Here is a 14,715-nt window from a genome sequence, read left to right as displayed (position 1 = left end):
AAAACTCGTAGTGAGCCCTTCAGGGCTCATTTAATTATATTATTTACTCTAATTGTGTTACTAAAAATGGATTGATAATTATTGTTTTTTGTTCAATGAGTTGATTAGCTTGCATATCTTCTGAATATAAAGTATTACAATTGTGTTGTAAAGCCGTAGCCAGAACTAGACTATCCCAATAAGTATAACCGTATTTAGAATTAATGTCTAACGCTGTGATCACTTTTAAAATATCTATTTCCACAAATGATTGAGGTAAAGTTATTATTAACCAACTCTCTCACTTTAACAGACTTCTTCGGTGAATTTTGGGAGTAAAGATAAACCCAGAGGTTAGTGTCTAATAAAACCTTATTTTTCATAAAGTTCCTCTCTATTAAATTCATAGTCATCAGGAAGAATCAAGGAATGTTGATCTACAAACTCAAAAAATCTTTGCTTTTTGACTTCAATTTCATCTGTTTCCACAAGAATAACTTTCAAACTTTTTTCTTCCCATTCATCACTTAATTTTTCAGAGAGGATCAGATTACCATTATTACAAGTTGCTTGGATAACTTTGTACATTGTAGCGATGATCTCCTTTTGTATTAAATCTTTTTAGCAATTATAACCAATAGGATCAATTTTTACCAACTTTTTTTAAGCAGTAAAAAGCGATACCTACGGTAAGCGCAACTTAACACCCGTTGTTGGGCTTTAGCCCTCTATTATTCAGCTAAATTCAACAATTCGGAAACTGTTACAAACCGATAGCCACGTTTTTGTAATTCAGGAATTATAATTTTTAACGCTTCTATGGTTTGAGAACGATTTCCGCCGCCATCGTGCATTAACACAATATCCCCTGGACGGGCTTGATTTAAAACGCGATTTGCTAAAATTGAAGCTGTGGGTTGTTGGAAGTCTTTCGTATCAATAGACCACATAATAATGGCATAATTTTTACTGCGGGCATAGTCGGCAACACCATTATCTAAAATTCCCCCAGGCGGCCGAAATAACCGGGTTTTTAATCCCGTCATCAACTGTAACTTTGCCGATGTATTTTCAATTTCGGCTTTAGCTTTTTGCGGTTCCATTTTTGGATAAGAATGCGTCCAACTATGATTCCCAACGGCGTGACCTTCCTGAACTACTTGCTTAATAATGTTAGGATATAACGGTAAATTTTGGCCTAGAATAAAGAAGGTGGCTTTAACATTAAACTCTTTTAAAACTGTTAAGACCTTGGGTGTTTCTGGCCAGGGGCCATCATCAAAGGTTAAGGCAATAACTTTTTCTTGATTTCGAGGGGAAACATTATGAACGGTTTTGCCTTTATAGCGTTCTGGAATTAAAGAATAATAGGGTTTTTCTGGTTTCTTTAAATTAGGTGGTGGAAAAGGTTTTCTAGGAATAAAAGAGTCTGGTTTTCCTAATGGTGGAATTGTCGGATCTTCCATGCCATTTTCAGCAGAATTAATCGGTTGTGTGATCACCGAATTTTGAGCTTGTAGTCCAACAATAGGTAAGGAAACAGCAACTTGTCCATGATTAAAACTCACTACAAATATTCCACTAACACCACCGAGTAGAATCTGTGAAAACCGTTGAAAATTTCGGGAACCTATCATTGATTTTCAAAGTCAGGATAATCTGACTATAGACTACGAGACTTTCCCTCTAACTCCCGTAAATCTTAACTAAATATGAGAATGTTCCTGATCGGAAACAATTTCGGCTTTGTTGGGTGTTAGTGCGATCGCAAATAAAAATGACACTAACGGCCCGACAATGAAAATTGCTAATTCTAATCCGGTCATAGTCTACCCCCTGTGGGTTGCGGTATCGGTTTACCCCTCGAATGCAGAGTTAATTGTTAGTCCGATTTCTGACTAATCCTGGCTCAAAACCCGCTTCCGCATCAGAGAACGTGCTGATAATACCCTGGATATTCTCCAATATACTCTAATCATCGTCATGTAGTATCTATTAATCTTCTGAGCGGTCTTGATTTAACTAAATCTTTAAATTCAGATCATAAACCTTTGCAGAATCTAAACTTTATTCATGAATCTTTACAAAAACTATTTGAATAACTAATCATATTCAAAGTTTTTCAATTTAGGAACTCCAAACCAAAAATCCGTGGGAATCAGGGCTTTCAGGGTAGGATCATGACCACCGACTTGATGGGTGCGGAGAATCCAGAGATAGGCTCCTAATTGGAGGAAAATCATGGCGATTTTATCATTAATTAATCGCGGTAATAATGAGCGCCAACTAGAGCTTAACCGAGACAGGGTTTTTAGGGGGGTTTCTTGAGTAAAACGCCCTAAAGTTGGAGAACCATATTGCCAATCTTTTCGGACTTTCCTTCCAGCAATTAAGATACTTTCTAAACTGGCAACTAAGGTTCTTAATTGAATGAACCGTTGGGCTTGTTCGTGGTGGGGATTTTCTCGTAACCATTTCATTAATAGGGGATTTAATTCAAACTGCGCCAGCATTCTTCTTAATGATAAATATAAGGCTTGACTGGAATCTTGAGAACAGGAATTAATTGCACTGACAAAAGTGGTTCCAGTTCCATCCCCTACGCGATATCGAGCGGTCATAATATCTAGTTCATTAATCACAATATCCAAGGGAGAAAACTTGAACCCATCAAAATCATAATCTTGGGTGAGGGGATCAAATTTAATTAGAATATCGGTAAAGGGACGAGATCCTAACCAACCGAATTGACGATCGCCACTATACCTTGTCCAGTCTAAACTTCCTGAGATTATTCCATCACAATTATGGGTATAAATTTGGCGATATTCGATGTTAAATCGCAGGTCTTGAGTAAGGCGATCGCGCACCACCGTAGCGATTCCATAGGCAAAATGTCCGAAATAAATCCCAAAGGGAGTATGATCTCCATTTGGCCCGCCAATGCCTCCATAAACGTGCATTAATAAGGCTCTATCCCCTTCTTTCCAGAGGGATTCCGGGACAATATTGTTAGTGGAATTATCCTGATTAGGATTGAGGAAAATTGTCTTAACCTGTCCTTGGGGTGTGACTTTATTTTTCCAGTATTCCCAGTTAATATAATCTAGAGTTTTTTGTTGTCCTGAAATCACCAAATCAGGAGTTAAAGAAAATAATTGATAGGGGGCGATCGCCTGTACTACAAACTGACCATCAATATTTTTCTGTCCAAAAATATACCATCCTGAAGCATTAACCGGAGATTGTTCTAAATCCTGATTTATTGAAGATAAAGCCCCATCTCGGTTAGCAATGACTGAGGGTAAATAGACCCTTTCTTCGGGGCCGTTAAATTGTTGAGAGGCGGGAGAATAATGACGCACCAAAAAGAAGTCATTGCCTAAATTTTCAATAAACCGAACCAGGGCATAAAATCGGCCAGTAATTTCAACTGGATCATGTTGAATATACAAACTTGGACGTTCTAAACCCGTATCTTTCAAGACTACAGGATCTTTTAAAACCACAATCATATCATCCTGGGGTCTAGCTCCGGCTATGGATTCTAAGGGGTCAACTTTTGACCAACCATTGATTCTTTCTGGGTGAATATTACCTTGGGATTTACTAACTTTTACCTGATCAATAAAGTTGACATCCTGGGTGACTAATTTAACTCTTTCCTTGACAGAAGAAACCTGTAAATCCCATCTTAAATTAACAATTTGTCCGACTCGATGCTGATGGGATGAATCGGCATGATAAATCTCAAATAATACGCCCTGCACCTGTTCCCGCTCTGATAATTTAGGTAAAATTAATCGACCTATCCAATTCCCTACGGGTTGATATAATTCGGGATTAAGAGTTTGTTTAACTGGATAATATGCAACTTGGTTAAAAGGGGCTTTTTTGTAGAGTTCATAGTTACTAGATTTTTTGAAAATATTAGGATCTAGCCCAGTAATTTCCCAATTTTCTAATAAAATTCCAGTGACAATATCAACGGTTTGTTGCAGATGGGTTTTGCCATTTGGTAGTTGATTATCTCCCATCGGGCCACCCATCATATTGTGTCCCACTGGCCCCAAAGAGATAAAACTAATTTTGCCCCGCCGTTTGGCAAAATTCCAGTTTGATAACAGAGAAATCGGCCAGCGTCCAGGGAAAATAATTGCCCCCACTTTTTCCACGCTATCCTGATCCCCAACCAGATGATAGAGATGTTCTGCTACCATTGTCCCCGTATTTCCACTGATCACACCTGCAATAGAAATCACTGTAATCGGGGCTTTAATGGTACGTTTAAGAAAGGTTACAGCCCCCATGGACATTTGACCGCCACCACTGTAGCCAATCAAAGTCACTGGAACTTCACTATCGACGGGATAACCATAGCTGAGTAAACTATTATACAGAACTTGCGCCAGGCCTTGATTTTGAATCGGGCCGTAACGGGGATCGGCTGAAACGGCTACTGAGACGACATTTCGGGCGTTAATGATAAAACCAATGGGGTTGGCAGGATTTTGAACTACCATGGAGTCAATCATCCGCCACAAAAAGGATAGGGGCCGATTTTCAGTTAAGGGTTTATTAGTAACAGAATAGGGCATAATCCCTTTAACAATTGCTACATTATCGGGAGTGGCAATGGCAAGGGCATCTAAAAAACGTTCAACTTCTGGTAAATATTGATAGGAGCCTTGATTGATTCCATCTAAATATACAACATAGTGATTAAATGGGGTATCAATATTAGGATTTTCGACTAATGTTCCGGTATTTTCTAAGGGTTGAACTCCATACCATCCTGCCCACCAAGTTAAAGATTCTAGCGGTGTTAGGATAATAGAAATTAATAGAGCAATTAAACCAAATTGAACTAATTTCAAGCCTAATCTAAAGCTATGATTAAGGAGACTAAACCCTACTGTTAAGGGGTTATTACTATTAGGATATAAAATTAAAACTAATAAAAAGCCCAACAATGCCAGGGCTACAAATTTAACGGTAGATGAACTTTTTTGTTTGGGAACATCTTCTTGCTGTTCGGCTTCTAACCAAATTTCCTTGCCTACGGTAATGATTTGAGGCTCATTCCCGTCATACATGACCATTTGTTCTAGTTTTTTCGGGTCAGTAATTAATGAAGTTCCTGCCACCGAATTAGATAACCAACCACTAAAGGCTAAAATCGGACGACCAATAGTTCGTTGGACAATTTGGAGGACAACCCAGCCGATTAAAGTACAAATAAAGACTGACCAATCTTCAAATCCGGCAATGCTTTCTAGTCCGATAAATTGAGCCAGTAAACTCCAAATTGAAAGGAATACTCCAATTGCAATTCCCATGTAGGGTAAAGCAATTAAAAACCCTAACATTTGAGGGGCATAACTGAGTCCTAGAGTTCTAAAAATTAGATCAAAACTTAGAGAAACATCAAAAAACAGGTTACTTGCAATCCAAATACTCCCGGCCCATAATCCATAACTTAAAGCAAAAACAATCGCAGAAATTCCTAAGCTGAGAAAAAAACGAATGGGTGTAACTTTATTGGCAAATAAAACAATACATTGTCCAATTGCTTGTGATAACCCGGCGATGAGAACAATAATTAATGCTACGGTGAGACCATCGGGTAAGGTATTAATTTGATCAAAAACTTCTGGGTTGAGGGCAAATGCCCCTGAAACCAGATGCCAGAATTGGTTAAATGCGGTTTCCATAAAACAAAAATTTACTAAAGATGCAATTAATGGTTTTTGAATGGTTTTAAGTCTAACCTGAACTACCATAAAAAGCAATATTTAGAGTGACTTATGACTAAATCAATCTATGTTTCAACCGTTGAATAAATTTCCAGCCCTTACTTACCGTGATACACTCGAACAATTAAATAACTGATTGACAGGGCTAAAACTGCAATAGCAAGTCCAATCAAATCTTCACCTCCTTTTTTATCGAGATCAAAAATAATGATTTTTCTTCCTACCGCAATTAAGGAGGTGACAATCACTAACTCAACTTGAATAACGTGTTTTTTTAAATAGGCTGAGATATTTTCTAAAATCTCTATAGCAATCAAAACATTTAAGAATAATCCAAAAATTTCAAACAAAGAATTTTTAAATATTAGAGTAGAATCCGTTAACAATTTTTGGGCTAAATATAAAATTAGTTGACCACAGCAAACGACAATAACGATTATCATAGCAATTGATAAGGTTTTAGCGATCGCCACTTGAATTTCTTCTAATATCATTAAGAAATTTTCGTCGCTAAACCAATGGGTGAGGGATTCAAAAAAAGTTCTTTTGTGTGACATAGTGACCCGTGAATTGGAGTTGGACAAATTAATATCAATATATAATTTATAGTCAGTTAATGCAAGATTATTTTTTAAAATCAATCTAACCAGTCCAGAAATCCGGTTTTAAAAGTTTCCGGGCTGAATTCAACAATCATATCTATTGAAATTAATCTATATTAGTATGCTGGGTTAAGCGTCAGTAAAACTCAACGTAATCAAACTCTATTATCCTTGTTGGGCTAAAATCATATAATCGTCAATAGTATAACTTGAATTATAGTTTAAATTAAAATAGTCCTTACAAAGAGGACTAATATAACTTTGACGAGGCAATTTTTCCCTTGCTAATTTACCAAATTCAGAGGGTGATAATTGTTCTCTAGTTCCTGTAGATGTCAAATATTTATACCAAACTAATTTTAAACCCATTTCTTCAATAAAAGATTTAATTACACTGTATTCTAGGTGATAGTCTTGGCGATGTCGTAAATTATACGCTTGGAACAACTTCTTATCTTGAACAATGAATAACACATAACCGTCCGGTTGTAAACAGCGATTAAAAATATGTTGAAAATTACTATTAGCTTTTTGTCTGAGTTGGGGTTGATAAAAGAAACAATGGGAAATGATAATAAAATTAAAAAAATTCTTAGGCATTTTGTCAAAATTAGACTTGTCTCCTAATAGGTCACAGGTATCAAAGCGAAAATAAGCATTAGTTGTTTGGGGTTGTTGCTCAACATATCGGCGCCAAAACTGAAGTCCCCGATATTGAAATTTAGCTTGTTTTTCTAAAGAATAATAGGCAATTTGAAACTCCGAGGAATTCATCCCTGGATAATTACTTCTAAGAAACAAATCTAAACCATAAATCATCGTCCCAGGGCCAGCCGCAATATCCAAAATATTGAGATGTTTGGGTAATAACCCGGTTTTGTAAATTAAAAACCAAGCTAAATAAGCACCATAAACATTGGTTAAAAAATAGCGTAAAAAATAAACATAAGGACTCAATTCAAAACTATATTCAGGATCTTCTCCAAATTTTAAGCCATTCAAATCTTCAACGGCTTCTTTTAAGGAATATTCAAAATTTTTTCTTTGACTCATTTGTTTAAATTCATCTTCAATAAAACGAGCTAAATTTAACTCAAAATCATTAAAAATATCAGTATCAATTCCTGTACATTGAATTAAATTATCATCCGGCTCAATTAAATTAAATTGTTTAGTAATTCGAGCAATAATATTTTGATCAGGAATAATCAAATTTTCTTTCCCAAAATCAAACTCAGAGGGGAATGAATCTAATTGTGAGAAACTTTTAATTTGTTGTTTTAATCGTAAAATTTCTTTCTGTTTTTGCTTTAATTCATAATCGGTTTCTAACTTATCTTGAAATAACTTTTCCAACCCAGAAAGTTGTGTTTTTGAGCGTCGAATCTCTTGTAAAATATTCCGAGCTTGTTGTTCATTTCCTCTCTGTAAAGCTAAAAATAACTTCAGAGATTGCCAACTCTGAATAATTCTATTAATCATAGCCAAACCCTTCTCGTCCCTCTTTAATTTCTACATCACCAAGCAGAAACTCTAATTTCTGTTTAAATAGAAAATAGTTTTCCTGTTCTTGATTATACCACCAAGCATATTTTTCTTTCAGAGCGATCGCTTGATCACGAGTTGACGCAACTAAACTTTTATTTTGGGTCGCGTGAAATTCTTGAATCACTATCCTATCGACAAAACTTAATTTTAAAATAAATTCGTCTTGATCTTCTGGTAAAGTTGGTAATAGCGGCGTAATTGTAATCGCAAATCTGATATCATATCCAGCCGTAAAAGGAATATTATATCTTAATTTTCCTATGGCTTTAATTCGAGATTTAATACTGGGTGATTGAGGTTCAAAATCCCGTTTTACCGCTTCACTTCCCGTGGGAATACTTAGATTAATTCTTAAAGTTTTAAACTGTTGTAATAAATCAATATCTCTAGTAATCATCGGACTCCGAGTTTGAATCACTAGAATCGGTTGATACTTGACCATCACCCCTAATAATTGCCTAGTTAGTTGTACTTTAGCCTCAATAGGTTGATAGGGGTCAGTAACACTACTCATATAAATACTGGGCGGTTTTTCGGGATGACGACGACACCATCTTTCTAACTCTTTTTCTAAAATTTCTACGGCATTTTCTTTAATAATTACCCAATTTCCCCAATCTTTTCGCATCTGGGGATTAGGACTAAAAGCCGTAGCATAACAATAACTACATCCATATTGACAGCCTCGATAGGGATTAAGAGTAAAGTCATAATCTCGAATAAAACCCGTGGCTTTATTTAATAAAGATTGAGCATTTTTTCCATAAACATTGACTTGACCAAATTTTTCTTTAACCAGAAATTGATGTCGAGATAACAAATCATCGGAGTAGTTAATTTCTGACATACTTCAACATAGAAGGATTATAGAAAAGGATATTGCGAAATGTCTGAAAATGCAAGAATCAGCGTATACTAATGATTTAGGTTAATTTATATTCCATTAATTCTATGCCGAGTTTAGCTGAAATCCACAACTTAGGATTTGAAATTATCTTAGTTGCTGGTTGGTTAGGTTTAATTTTAGGGGTAGCAGAAGGACTAAATCGGATTTTTGCTGTTAATGCCGAAGTTTCGCGTAAAATTGTTCATATTGGTACAGGAAATGTGATTCTATTTGCCTGGTGGCTAAATATTCCGGCGTGGGTGGGAATTGCAGCGAGTGTGCTTTCAGGAATTATTGCCCTGATTTCCTATCAAACCCCGATTCTTCCGAGTATTAATAGTGTGGGACGTAAAAGTTTAGGGACGTTTTTTTATGCGATTAGTATTGGGGTTTTAATTGGTTGGTTTTGGACAATCAAACAACCTCAATATGCGGCTTTAGGTATTTTAGTGATGACCTGGGGGGATGGTTTGGCGGCGGTTATTGGTCAACAATGGGGTCAACATAAATATCAAGTTTTTGGTAATGGTAAAAGCTGGGAAGGTTCTTTAACAATGCTGTTTGTTAGTTTTGTTATTTCCGGTGTTATTTTATTAGCAACTCAAGGAAATAATCAAATAATTTGGAGTATTTCAATAGCTGTGGCGGTTGTAGCTACGGGATTAGAAACTTTTTCAAAGTATGGAATTGATAATCTAACTGTTCCTTTAAGTAGTGCGTCACTAGCTTTTTTTCTGAATCAAATTTTTTAGGTATAGTAGGGAATTACGAATTACGAATGGGGAACAATAACAATAACAATAAATCCCCCATAGGAGTTATGGGAGATTTAAGTAGATTTTGAAACACATCATAATATTTGATCACAATTATTTCTAGTGTTTCCAACGAGGATCTTTATTGGGATTACCTTCAAAGGGTTGTGTGCCTACCGATGGGTAGACATCATCACTAACAATAAACATCCGCCCGGCGGCTTCAGTTAAATAGGTCATCATTTCTTTAAGAGAACGTAAAATATTCATAACTCCTAACCTCAACTCTATTATCCAGGCTTCTATACTAATCATTCTATCGGAAAAAATTAGAAAATGTGCGGATTTGCAACATTTATTTGCACTTTTGTATTTACTAAAGTTATACTATCTGTTCAAATTGTAAGAAATACTTAATTCACCTGGTTCGGGGTTGGGTGACAAGACCAAACCCCTACAAACCCGAGCAAGGTTTAAGACTGCAATCCTTTTAAGACCTTATCGGTAAAAGCATTAATTGATTTGCCAACATTTTTTTTCAATTTCCAGGCTTTGAATGCTACTTCATAATCCTCTCCTTCCAATTGATAGGTTTTCCAAGCTCTGAGGGTTAAAAATAATCCCCAAGTTAAAAAGACAAAGGCTGCAAATCCGATTCCATGCCAAATAACGAGGTTAATTAAAATCAAGAAAGAGTTAACAATCCCAAATTGAATCAGATTTTGTTTCAGTCGATTCTGGCGATAGGCATTAAAAACCAACTTTTCATCGGCTTCTTGTTTTTGTAACTTCCATTGCTGTTCAGCTAATTCTAAATCCAGGGGAGAAATTCCTAAATCTTTGGCAATGTCTAACAATTCTTGACGAGTCATTTCCTCGTTATCTTGTTTGCGAGAAATAGCAATATAGAGAATTTCTTGTATATCTTCCTGTAAATAGGTCGGGGTGATTTGACTGTCTGAGTTGGTCATAAGTTTTTCTGATCAAGCTAAAATACGAATAGGACAAGGTTTACAGTTGATCTGCAATCCTAATAATATGAAATCTTAATCTAGCCTAACCTATCCTATCAGGGTATAGGGCGAGTTCTAGGGGCGAGATTTAAGATAAAGTTAAAAAAAGTCGGTTATCAATACCGTTACGAGGAGAATCGTTCATGAATCTGGTTGTACTCCAGAATGGATTAGATAATATTTCTTTTGCCATTTTGTTGATCACCCTATTGTTGTATTGGGTGGGGGCGGCGTTTCCTAATATTCCCTATTTGTCGGTGTTGGGAACTGCGTCCATGGCGATCGCCAATCTCTCCATTGCCACGTTATTAGGGGCAAGATGGATTGAGGCGGGTTACTTCCCGATTAGTAATCTTTATGAATCCCTGTTTTTCCTGACTTGGGGTTTAACAACCATTCATCTAATTGCCGAACAAATGAGTCGGAGTCGCTTAGTTGGGGTGGTCACCTCTCCAGTGGCGATGGGAATTGCGGCCTTTGCTACCCTGAAGTTACCGCCCCAAATGCGGGTCGCTGAACCCCTCGTCCCAGCCTTGAAGTCTAATTGGTTAATGATGCACGTTAGCGTCATGATGTTGAGTTATGCAACATTAATGGTGGGATCTCTGTTAGCGATCGCCTTTTTAATTCTCACCCGGGGACAGGAAATCGAGTTAAGTGGAAGTTCTTTAGGAACCCGGATTTCCCGAAATCATCATAAACCCGTTAGCAATGGGATCAATTATGCTCCAGAAATCCTGGCGGAGTCCCAGCCCAAAGGGTTCACGACCAATGGTAATAGCACAACAGCTGTGTTAGAGTTCGTCAAAACCGATAACCTGGAATCGACTCCCCTGCTTTCCCCACAGCGATTAACTTTAGTGGAAACCATTGACAATATCAGTTATCGGATTATTGGATTAGGATTTCCCCTGTTAACCATTGGGATTATTTCCGGGGGAGTCTGGGCGAATGAGGCTTGGGGTTCCTACTGGAGTTGGGATCCCAAAGAAACTTGGGCGTTAATTACTTGGTTAGTGTTTGCAGCCTATTTACACGCCAGAATTACTCGCGGTTGGCAAGGTCGAAAACCTGCTATTTTAGCCGCCACGGGCTTTGTGGTGGTCTGGGTGTGCTATTTAGGAGTTAATCTATTAGGAAAAGGTTTACATTCCTACGGTTGGTTTTTCTAAATCAGTTAATCCCTAGTACAAAATACAATTTTCAGGACATAAACATGAGCGATTTTACCTCTATTCTCGATGATGATGATGTGATTAATACCAGTGAAAGTGCATTGATGTTTCAATGTACTTTTAAAGCCAGTGAATTCCTGTCAATTATGGAATCTAAGTTAGAGGAAGAAAATTTATTTAAGGAAGGAATTGAGTGTCAACTCTTGCGTCCGGGTCAATCTTGGAAAACCGGAAAATTTCGGATTTGTTTAGAATTTTCTTCCGATGAACCGGATGTTGAAGCTAAAGGAGGTGTCCCAACTTCTGAATATGCTTCCCCGACAATTCCTTCTGATTCCAATTCGGATCTACCACCTTTTGTTAACCAACCCACTAAAAGTGTAGGAATGTGGAGTTAGTGATTCGTCGTAAATTTAACGCAAATAGTAGTAAGCCCTTCAGGGCTTAGAGGCGTGAACGCCTCACTACAAATAAGGCTTACTGTAGAGAACCTAACCTCTCTCTACAGTAAACATGGTTATAAATTAACCAGGATTACGCCATAAAACTTTGGGCATAATTTGGCTATTATCAACTCGATGCTGATACTTAACAGCAAAATTCAACAAAGAATCTAACAGAGAATCCGATAGAAAATGGGGTTGTAATCCTAAATCCAATAAATTAGTATTCTTAGCGTTGAAATAATGTTCTTCTAGTTCAACACGAGGATTAGGAATATTTTCGATTTCCACATCTAACCCTAACGCAATTCCTGCTTTTTTTACCATCATTGCTAAGTCACCGACGCTATGCAATTCGGTAAACTGATTAAACACCCGGAATTGTCCAGAATCCGCTGGATTTTCTAATGCTAATTCGATACATCGTACCGTATCCCGAATATCCAAGAAGGCTCTGGTTTGTCCCCCAGTTCCATATACGGTCAAGGGATGACCAATAGCCGCTTGAATACAAAAACGGTTTAACGCCGTTCCAAATACCCCATCATAGTCGAGACGATTAATTAACAACTCATCCATCCCGGTTTCTTCCGTCAACACCCCATAAACCACTCCTTGGTTTAAATCCGTTGCTCGCAGACCCCAAATTTTACAGGCAAAATGGATATTATGGCTGTCATGAACTTTGGATAAATGATAGAAACTGCCAGGTTGTTTGGGATAGGGTAAAGTATCCTTACGGCCGTTATGTTCAATGGTAATATAACCTTCCTCAATATCAATATTGGGAGTTCCATATTCTCCCATCGTTCCTAACTTCACCAGATGACAATTAGGGAAATGTTCCTGCATGGCATACAATAAATTTAGGTTGCCAATCACGTTGTTAGTTTGGGTCAGGACAGCGTGTTCTCTATCAATCATTGAGAAAGGTGCAGAACGCTGTTCTCCGAAGTGAATAATCGCTTCCGGTTCAAACTTCAGTAAACTTTTAATCAGGAAATCGTAGTTGTTAATATCCCCAATAAATAGGTCAATGGATTTTCCAGTTAAATCTTTCCAACGCTGAATTCGTTGCTGAATTGGAGCAATCGGAGTTAGTGTATCAATACACAGTTGTTGATCCCAATAACGTCGAACTAAACTATCCAGAATACCGACTTCATAGCCACGGTTAGACAAATACAATGCTGTCGCCCAACCGCAGTAGCCATCACCACCAATAACCAGGACTTTCATAAATACACTTTTTGAATCTTGATGTGCCAATACTCGGTAAATTTATCAGGAAAGGGGGTCAAATTTTTACCTCGTCAGCAAAACTTGTCCAGCGCACGAATTGAAATGGCCCGGCTAAGGCCCCCCACAGTTGTTCATCGGTTTCGGGGTCGTGTCCTCGGTCGTGACTAATAAAGTGGTGTTCGTCGATTTCAAATTCACTTGCTAGATAGGTGACTTTCCCTTTGCGTTCCACCATACATCCTTTCCCTGGTTCGACTTCTCCTTTAAAACTATGTCCTGTCCAATGGGTAATAAAAGAACATTGTGCCATTTTTTTTAATCGTTCTTTTGTTAACCCTTGAAGTCGTTCAGGTTCCCGGGATGCACCATAAAATTCTTGTTCATTTTCAATCACATAATTCTCAATTTCAATATGATTTTCTACCGGAACTAATTTTAATACCCGCACTCGATAGGGTTGTTTTAAGTTAATATCATAGGCTTGTTCTAAATACAAGCTCACCCCATCTAATAATGTTACAGGTAGGGGACGCATACAGACGCGAATATGGGCAAAAAACGGTGGATTTTCAAATGCTTGGGCTTGGTTGCTGAAGTCCGCCGCCATTAATTGCGCTAGTTTAACAATATCAGTGGAATGAGTCATAACTAAATTCGATTGAGATCAGAATCAAAGTTATCATAATATAGATGACATTCCGCAGTTCATTGGTGTGTTCTTTTACCCAGATTCTATACTGACAACACTAACACAAGCTGTACTTGGGAGTTATTACTCCTATCTGTATTTTTGAATCCATTTTTTCTTGTTGACCAGAATTTGTTTTTCAATATTAGGAAAGATTGCTCCTAAACATTGAATCAATACAGAGGGAATTTGTGCTAAATAAATCAGGATGTTTTCTTTTCTTGGTAATTTAATAACTTTTACAGGGTAATCTCTAAAAATAATTTTAGCCAAACAAATCATTTTTAAATAACGAACTTGATCACAATATATATAAACAACTTGAATTTGATGATACGCGAAATTATCTAAAATCAATTTTGTATATAATAAATTGTGTAAAGTGGTTAAAGATTTTTCTTCTAAAAATAAATCTATATCTGATATTTTATTGGTGATTATTTGCTTCATTAATTGAGCTTCAGAAATAGGGGATTTTGTAAAACTACATCCACCACTCAGGATTAATTGATCAATTTTTTCCTCCTTGATATGGCTAATTACAAAATCAAGATAATCAGTCAGGTTATCGTCTACAATATTACCATAGCCACAAACAATTCCTACTTTCATATTTATTTTCTTATAT

General features: G+C 37.0%; 15 protein-coding genes. 3 read left to right on the top strand and 12 right to left on the bottom strand.

Going from position 1 to position 14,715, the window contains the following annotated elements:
- Positions 1-43: 43 nt before the first annotated feature.
- The 7 genes from AC2D3N_RS02435 to AC2D3N_RS02405 form a co-directional block, all read right to left on the bottom strand.
- Positions 44-244, bottom strand: coding sequence for a PIN domain-containing protein (locus AC2D3N_RS02435; protein ID WP_484692665.1), 201 nt, complete (start codon positions 242-244; stop codon positions 44-46).
- A 107-nt stretch (positions 245-351) separates the two neighbouring features.
- The gene (locus AC2D3N_RS02430) at positions 352-567 is read right to left on the bottom strand and encodes a hypothetical protein (RefSeq protein WP_484692664.1); all 216 of its coding nucleotides are present in this window, start codon (positions 565-567) and stop codon (positions 352-354) included.
- A gap of 143 nt (positions 568-710) precedes the next feature.
- Complete coding sequence (locus AC2D3N_RS02425) at positions 711-1,616, bottom strand: polysaccharide deacetylase family protein (RefSeq protein ID WP_484692663.1); 906 nt, start codon at positions 1,614-1,616, stop codon at positions 711-713.
- Positions 1,617-2,081: 465 nt separating this feature from the next.
- Positions 2,082-5,762, bottom strand: a complete 3,681-nt coding sequence (locus AC2D3N_RS02420) for a Yip1 family protein (RefSeq protein WP_484692662.1) — start codon at positions 5,760-5,762, stop codon at positions 2,082-2,084.
- Between the two features lie 71 nt (positions 5,763-5,833).
- Positions 5,834-6,292: a phosphate-starvation-inducible PsiE family protein gene (locus tag AC2D3N_RS02415; protein WP_079677404.1), complete on the bottom strand. Its 459-nt coding sequence runs from the start codon at positions 6,290-6,292 to the stop codon at positions 5,834-5,836.
- Between the two features lie 210 nt (positions 6,293-6,502).
- Complete coding sequence (locus AC2D3N_RS02410) at positions 6,503-7,819, bottom strand: photosystem II assembly protein (RefSeq protein ID WP_484692661.1); 1,317 nt, start codon at positions 7,817-7,819, stop codon at positions 6,503-6,505.
- On the bottom strand, positions 7,812-8,732 hold the full coding sequence (locus AC2D3N_RS02405) for a radical SAM protein (protein ID WP_484692660.1): 921 nt from the start codon (positions 8,730-8,732) through the stop codon (positions 7,812-7,814). Before AC2D3N_RS02405 ends, AC2D3N_RS02410 begins: the two co-directional genes overlap by 8 nt.
- A gap of 104 nt (positions 8,733-8,836) precedes the next feature.
- On the opposite strand from AC2D3N_RS02405, the gene AC2D3N_RS02400 reads away from it, so the two are divergent.
- On the top strand, positions 8,837-9,523 hold the full coding sequence (locus AC2D3N_RS02400) for a diacylglycerol/polyprenol kinase family protein (RefSeq protein ID WP_484692659.1): 687 nt from the start codon (positions 8,837-8,839) through the stop codon (positions 9,521-9,523).
- 123 nt (positions 9,524-9,646) lie between these two features.
- Here AC2D3N_RS02400 and AC2D3N_RS02395 read toward each other — a convergent pair whose 3' ends face one another.
- Positions 9,647-9,796, bottom strand: coding sequence for a hypothetical protein (locus AC2D3N_RS02395; RefSeq protein ID WP_162832328.1), 150 nt, complete (start codon positions 9,794-9,796; stop codon positions 9,647-9,649).
- Between the two features lie 203 nt (positions 9,797-9,999).
- On the bottom strand, positions 10,000-10,497 hold the full coding sequence (locus AC2D3N_RS02390) for a 2TM domain-containing protein (RefSeq protein ID WP_484692658.1): 498 nt from the start codon (positions 10,495-10,497) through the stop codon (positions 10,000-10,002).
- A gap of 185 nt (positions 10,498-10,682) precedes the next feature.
- On the opposite strand from AC2D3N_RS02390, the gene ccsB reads away from it, so the two are divergent.
- On the top strand, positions 10,683-11,711 hold the full coding sequence (gene ccsB / locus AC2D3N_RS02385; protein ID WP_484692657.1) for a c-type cytochrome biogenesis protein CcsB: 1,029 nt from the start codon (positions 10,683-10,685) through the stop codon (positions 11,709-11,711).
- A 44-nt stretch (positions 11,712-11,755) separates the two neighbouring features.
- Positions 11,756-12,112 (top strand): KGK domain-containing protein, encoded by a 357-nt coding sequence (locus tag AC2D3N_RS02380; protein WP_079677326.1) that lies wholly within the window; start codon positions 11,756-11,758, stop codon positions 12,110-12,112.
- Positions 12,113-12,238: 126 nt separating this feature from the next.
- Here the strand turns inward: AC2D3N_RS02380 and AC2D3N_RS02375 are convergent, their stop codons facing one another.
- From AC2D3N_RS02375 to AC2D3N_RS02365, 3 genes are all read right to left on the bottom strand, one after another.
- Positions 12,239-13,396 (bottom strand): NAD-dependent epimerase/dehydratase family protein, encoded by a 1,158-nt coding sequence (locus AC2D3N_RS02375; protein ID WP_484692656.1) that lies wholly within the window; start codon positions 13,394-13,396, stop codon positions 12,239-12,241.
- Positions 13,397-13,454: 58 nt separating this feature from the next.
- Entirely contained in the window at positions 13,455-14,045 is a 591-nt protein-coding gene (locus AC2D3N_RS02370; RefSeq protein ID WP_484692655.1) for a CpcT/CpeT family chromophore lyase, read from the bottom strand.
- Between the two features lie 132 nt (positions 14,046-14,177).
- Positions 14,178-14,699, bottom strand: coding sequence for an ElyC/SanA/YdcF family protein (locus AC2D3N_RS02365; protein WP_079677323.1), 522 nt, complete (start codon positions 14,697-14,699; stop codon positions 14,178-14,180).
- Between the last annotated feature and the right edge of the window lie 16 nt (positions 14,700-14,715).

Source organism: Planktothrix sp. PLAVEN19ND (assembly GCF_057220675.1).
The sequence above is the reverse complement of the archived record's forward strand: the minus strand, read 5'-3'. Positions and strand labels throughout refer to the sequence as shown.